Annotated in this window: 5 protein-coding genes and 1 pseudogene; 5 read left to right on the top strand and 1 reads right to left on the bottom strand. The window is 32.8% G+C overall.

All coding sequences use genetic code 11. The annotated features are described in order from the left end of the window. Nucleotides 1-38: 38 nt before the first annotated feature. Complete coding sequence (locus CH76_RS13600) at nucleotides 39-995, top strand: HNH endonuclease (RefSeq protein ID WP_051910371.1); 957 nt, start codon at nucleotides 39-41, stop codon at nucleotides 993-995. On the opposite strand, the gene CH76_RS13850 is transcribed toward CH76_RS13600, so the two are convergent. Beyond that, a complete protein-coding gene (locus tag CH76_RS13850) occupies nucleotides 990-1,457 on the bottom strand; it encodes a hypothetical protein (RefSeq protein ID WP_152553343.1) in 468 nt (155 codons plus the stop codon). The two genes, CH76_RS13600 and CH76_RS13850, sit on opposite strands and share 6 nt — an antisense overlap. Before the next feature lie 317 nt (nucleotides 1,458-1,774). On the opposite strand from CH76_RS13850, the gene CH76_RS12780 reads away from it, so the two are divergent. The 4 genes and pseudogenes from CH76_RS12780 to CH76_RS12795 form a co-directional block, all read left to right on the top strand. Further along, nucleotides 1,775-2,041 carry a hypothetical protein gene (locus tag CH76_RS12780; protein WP_152553344.1) on the top strand — a complete coding sequence of 89 codons (267 nt, stop codon included), beginning with the start codon at nucleotides 1,775-1,777 and terminating at the stop codon, nucleotides 2,039-2,041. A gap of 36 nt (nucleotides 2,042-2,077) precedes the next feature. Further along, complete coding sequence (locus CH76_RS12785) at nucleotides 2,078-3,046, top strand: hypothetical protein (protein WP_036147071.1); 969 nt, start codon at nucleotides 2,078-2,080, stop codon at nucleotides 3,044-3,046. Next, nucleotides 3,021-4,514, top strand: a complete 1,494-nt coding sequence (locus tag CH76_RS12790) for a hypothetical protein (RefSeq protein ID WP_036147074.1) — start codon at nucleotides 3,021-3,023, stop codon at nucleotides 4,512-4,514. The genes CH76_RS12785 and CH76_RS12790 overlap by 26 nt, the downstream gene beginning before the upstream one ends. Nucleotide 4,515: 1 nt before the next feature. Next, nucleotides 4,516-6,427, top strand: a pseudogene (locus CH76_RS12795) (helicase); the annotation flags it as partial.

The raw sequence follows: 6,427 nt of genomic DNA on the forward strand, positions 1-6,427 counted from the left end.
ACAATCGGGATAATTAGGAAATTTAAGGGGACGTTGCAATGAACAGACAAGCGTTTAGTGCGTGGTTGACAAACTATACGTCATTAACTACAAATGAGATTGAGGCATACTTAAATATATTAGAAAATTGGGGAAATGCCCAAGATAATTTATTAAATATTAATAAGCTTTCACAATTAGCTCGAATAATTGAGCAGTCCGTAAGTAAAGAGCAGCATCAACCTATGCATTACTACTATTCTTATCTAGGTGGACATCCTATAACAGTAGGGGATACATATACCTTGCCGCTGTTAAAGCCTTCAGGAAGAAAGCGCGAATATTTACAGCACCCTAATTTGTTAAAAGGTAGAGTTATTGTAGAGCACCTTCTGCACAATCGTCCTCATCGTTGGCTAGATATTAATGTACTTGGGCATAATGGCAATACAAAAGGGCGTGTTTCCGCTAACTTACTCTATTACTTTGGGATGAAAGCAGATTATAGAGGGATATTTGAAGGTGAAACGAATGAAAAACTTATTGAACTGCTAGAAGAAGCTGGCGAAGCGTATGCAGATGCAAATAAGATGGTAAAAACATACTTGAGCTATCTAAAAAAAGCTGAGGAAGAGATTGCTATATCAGATGAGGAACTATTAGCAGATGAAGAGAGTAAAGAAATTGAAAGAGGCATAATTAAAGAGGGCACAGTAACCTATTATCATGGTAACCGCTATGAAAGAAGTATAGCCAATCGCAAAAAGGCTATAGCTATCCACGGTGTGCGTTGCCTCGGATGTGGATTTTTATTTGAAGAAAAGTACGGCGAACATGGCAAAAACTATATTGAAATTCACCATGTTCAACCACTTCATACGTTAGAAGAACCCGAAGTAATTGACCCAGCAACCGATTTAGTTCCTTTGTGCGCCAATTGTCATCGTATGGTGCATAGAAAGTATGATAATGTTTTGAGCGTTCAAGAATTACAAGAAATCATTCAAGACTCATAATTTTTTTATGCATTTTTCTGACACTATATAATGGGCAACAACGGATCCAGATTCTAGATATTTTTGCTTTTGTAACATCAAATTTAAAGGTTTTTCTTGCAAACCATCACTATAAACATAATTTATACCAGGGTCTCTAGTAGTGGTTACTTTGCGAGAAACCAAAGAACTATAATTCTCATTGATGGAATTAGCGTCAATTTCAAGAGTAGATTGTAAATAAGATTGAAGCTGCACTCGATTTATTAACATAATTTCGACACAATATATATGTTCTAATTCTAATTTTTCTTTATAGATATTAATTGGTTCTCTTTCAGGCCAACAGAGTAAATAATGTGTAGTTGATTTGGTATCATCATAAAACCATCCCGTATTAAGAACACTTTTTCCTTTATAAAATAATTCCAATGTGAAAGTTGTGTGATTTGATGGTTTTGATAGATAGCCCTTTTCATCCACAAGGTATGTAGCGTTAGGTAGTTCATAAATTATGTCTATCCCCTTTAATTGTTGTTCTTTATCAATAACTCGTGTGAAATTTACAGAACTATTTATTTTACTGTATAAGTACCTGTCTAAAAATTCAGCTAAAATTTGTTCGTTTTCTAGATCTTTAGAAAAATATGTGATTTTAAAAACCCCCCTATATAAAATTACAACCTTTAAAGTAATTATATACCATATTTAGTGTAAGGAGGAATGTTGTTTGATTTTGAGGAAAGTAAGTGCTAAGGAAGCGAATTTTCAGCTTATCAAAAAAGTTAATATTTTATTAATTGAAGATTTTAGAGGTTTTGCTCAACGGCTTACAAACCAAGCCGGAAGAAGTACCAAGCACAGTGGGAAAGCAGTGTCTTATGCAAACTTATTTATTTGATAGAGGCTTGGTTACTATTGATGAATATGGTTCTGTAATTGTATCTAAGCAAGTGATAGCTAATCAAATAAGACTTTTCAATATTCCAGATAAAATAAATATACCTATAGAAATAGCTCACAAAAAATACTTAGATTATCATTGGTTAAACGTATACAAAAATTAAGAAAATATTTAATAAACAGTAGGAGAGGGCCCAAAATTGAATTTTAAAGATATAATGTATCACAATAAAAAATTAGAAGAATGGATGCTATTTGCCCTAGAGTTAGGTGAATATCTTGAGCTCGATAAAAAGAATAGTACTCATAAATTTAGCATTTATTTTAGTTTACCTGAGCCGACTATTTTTTCGTATTTTTTATTACACGGTATTTTTGATGCGCAAATGCAACAAGGTGTTGATGTTAAAAAGATTATAGAGCGATTTAAACAACTTAAAGAAGGCGATATCATTTACTATCTAGATCATGATGAGTGGAAAAGATGCTCTGTAGTGGGATTGTACGAAAATTATACACCGAGAAGCCCGTTTCATTTAGGTATAGCGAATCATGCGAAAGTTATTCAATATATTCCATACAACCAATGGGAAGAGCGGGTGATGGTAACAGATAAAAGTAACGATAGAATTTTAAACGCGCGTCGATTAACAGCTATACAAAAAGTATCAGGTTCTCTTTCGCAGTTTTATAGAGCTGAAAAAGTAAAGTTAAAAGAAATGATTAATTTACCTAGCGCATATGTTGTTGGTAATAAAAGTGAGTTTGATAAATATTTGAGTTTATTTAAATTTTCTTATGCATATTATGATTATTATCATAGTGATATTTTAAAAGATGGAGAGTCTTCGCATTTTTGTAATGTGAAATGGCTCCATAGCAATACCGAATATCATAAGAATTTAGTAGATGAGAGCATAACTGTCATAATAGGGGCTGCAAAAGCTACTTCTCGAATGGATGAATTTAGGAATAGTAATCGTATTATTTTTTCGAGTTTAACTGAAAGTACTGCCACTGTAGATATGTTACAAGATAAAATAGAACAAGAAATTCTAATTAAACAAGGAGAAGTTATTACAAATGAAATTGTAGAGGAATTGCAAAAGAAATCAGTAGCGATTCCTAAAGGAGTGAGATTCATTGCTTGGCAACATCGAAACAAATAAAATTGATTTTCTGAATTTTCTTTATAAAGAAAAGAAATTTGTCTATTTTAAGCATATCGCTAATGAACAAATCGCAACGCTATATGCAGCACTAAGACAGTTCGGAAAAGACGTTAGAGAAAATTATGAAGCGGAAGAAGACTTGCTAGAACTATTTCAAATTATACGCAAAAATTTAAATCGCTTTCTTTCAAGTATTGATAACTATAACTTAATATTTGAGCAATATTTAAGTTCACTCATTGGTTATTTTAAAGAATTGCGCAATCACTATACGGAACTATTTGATATGTATGGCAGACCATTAATCATGACGCTACAGACCATACAAAATCAATCAAGTGATACGAACTTCATTAAACAAGAAATTCGTAAAAAGATTAATTTAGAGCGTAATCAATGTATAGTAACACGTTATAAAAGTAAAACGAAAAATGTTGATGGCGTACCTGTTGTCAGCTTTTCAGAGTATTTAAGAAATAAGTGCGATTATGACGATGCTTTCATAATCGGCTCACCCGAATTTTTTGATCAACGCGCTTCATCTATTTTTTTAGCGACAAACACGTATTTTTTAACATACAGCATTTTTAGAAACGATATTAAGAGACCTGAATTTTTAAATCATATTCCAAAAAATCTTATATACGATAGTATGCTAAGTAATGTTTGTATGGGTAAAGGACTAGAAGGGCAATCCTTTATTGTGGATTTTGGAGAAGTGCAAGAGCAAGAGTTTCAAAAAGAAGAGATTATTCTTCGTCATACGCAACAGGCCAGCCATTTAAATGATTTAGATAAGGTGGAAGCCAATTTAGTTATTTTACATAATAATCACTATACGTTTATTCCTGTTGATACGAAAGTGAGAAAAGTAAATCAAGATAGTCTTCGTATATCTAGCGAGAAAATTCAAGCATTATCACCTGGTGATTGGCTATTATTTAGAAACAACACCAATACAGATTTGATAATAGAGGTTGCTAATCAATTGTTAGGTGAAGCGTATATAAAACATCGAAAGTTACAAAAAAAGTGGAAGAAAAAACTGAGGAAAGTAATTGAACTAAATGGTGAGGAAAAAGTAATTCGTTATTTTAAAAACAAAGGAGTAAAAAATGCTAATTTCCAAAACCTCAAAAACTGGACGAAAGAAACAAGTATAGCGATGAAGTACTTTGAAGAGCTACTTCAAATCCTTAAGTTTGATGAAAAAACACAAAAAGAAATGCAAGAATCGGCTAAAATATTGAACCAAAAACATATTCAGGCTGGAAAGTCTATCACAGCACAACTTTTAGAAGAACTAGATGGATCTGTTGTAGATAGTTTAGTTGATGACGGTTATGTAACCTTTACAACGCCGCTTATCGAAGGAGCGTCTTTTAATATAGAAATGATAAAAGAAATTGACTATACATCGATTATGGTAGATTACCGTGATGTATTAAATGTTTGGAGGGAATAATGTGACAGTAACGCTAGAACAGTCTTTAGTTAATCGTGAAAAGATGATTAAAGCAGCACACAGAGAAATAGTAGGACCAAGTGAGATAAATGAATATTCTGTTCAGCTAAATGTAAGCGGAAACATAGAATTGAATGGAGAAGAAGCCTATAAAAATTATTATTGGTTAAATAACGGCATAAAAGAAGAAGTTTTACAATATGAGTATCCTTCACGTCGTTATGCTGCGGGTGTGTTATTTCCAGGTAACACCACTGTTAGAGAAACCATCGAGAGTGAAGCAATCTTAGATAATGATGTGGTGGAAGTAACATTACCGAAAAGAGAGCAAAATCTAGTATTAGAAGAAGAAACCGAAGAAATTCCTATTCAAAGCGATGAACATTTACCTTCATCATTGGGGATGACTTGTAATATTTCTAAAGATACAAATATCTTAAACATTATAGTACAAGGAGCTATTTACAAACCTCATAACGTTGTAATAAAAGATAAAGGTACACGTAAGTGGTGGTTAAGAGAACGCATATATGCCAATGCACATATAGAAATAAAAAAGTTAGCTTCAGATGGTATATCTAAACAAAAACTCACACTTTTTAACTTAGCTAAAGAAGAAGTAAATAAATTAACGATTGATTTGTATATTCAAGTTCGTAAGGTAGAAGGTGAATACCTAACAACGATTTCTATTGTAAACGATTCGCATACAGGTAAGAAGTTGAGTGGTCAAGCAGACGAATTTATGTTATTTCAAACAGAGTTGATTGTGAGAACAGATGAAAAAGGAGAGTTTAAAGGATACCCTAAACATTACCAAAGGAATTTACCTATTACAACAAGTGAATTGAATGATGAGCTTTTATATCGTAATAAAATAAATTATGCATTTGGTCATGGGTGTTCAACTACGTGGAAAGATGATGAATGTGTAAGGGAAATTAAAACAACATTCGTACCAACATACGAGACGACCAGTATGACACCTGATGTTGAAGTTGAAGTAAACGGTAATATAGAAAAAGTTAATATAAAAATGATTGATTTAGTGAATGCTACTACCTATGAAGAATTAGAAAGTACACTACTACCGCTACTTCAAGGCTATGAAGAATGGATTAAGCTGCAAGAACAAGATATAGCGGACTTAGATAGTAAATTGCAAGAAGCTGCAAAATATAATATGGCACTTTGTTCAAATAGTCTATTACGTATGAAAAAAGGCTTGAAGCATTTAACTAACCCAATAATCAGAAAAGCTTTTAATTTAGCAAATGAAGCTATTTTATTACAACAAGTGAATGGCAAAAAAAATAGAACAGTAAGTATTCAAGGTGTTGAAACAATATTTGATTTTAAATATAAAGAAGCCGTATTTAAGACGGTTCAATTGCAGAAAAGCACAAATAGTTGGCGAGCGTTTCAGATTGCTTTCTTTTTAATGTCAATCGATTCTATTGCTAATGATGAGTCTTTAGAAAGAGAAATAGTAGACTTGATTTGGTTCCCAACGGGCGGAGGGAAAACAGAAGCTTACTTAGGTGTAGCTGCTTTTGAAATGTTTTATCGCCGTATTAAAGAGCCTGAGGATGCAGGTGTAGATGTAATTATGCGTTATACCTTGAGATTGCTTACAGCTGACCAATTTCAACGTTCATCTCGTCTTATGTGTGCAATGGAAGTGATTCGTAGAGATAATTCGAATTTGTTAGGACAGACACCTTATTCTATCGGGATGTGGGTAGGTAGTAGTACATCGCCTAACTCATATAAAGAAGCGTTTACTCAATTAGGGGAAATAAAGTCAGGTAGAAGAGATGGCTTTGTTCTAGATAAATGTCCTTGGTGCGGTTGTAAGATGGGGAAATTGAAGGTAAATAAGAGTAAGCGATATTTAGTATGTATAGGCTACA

Source organism: Lysinibacillus sp. BF-4 (assembly GCF_000743635.1).
Lineage (GTDB): Bacteria > Bacillota > Bacilli > Bacillales_A > Planococcaceae > Metalysinibacillus > Metalysinibacillus saudimassiliensis.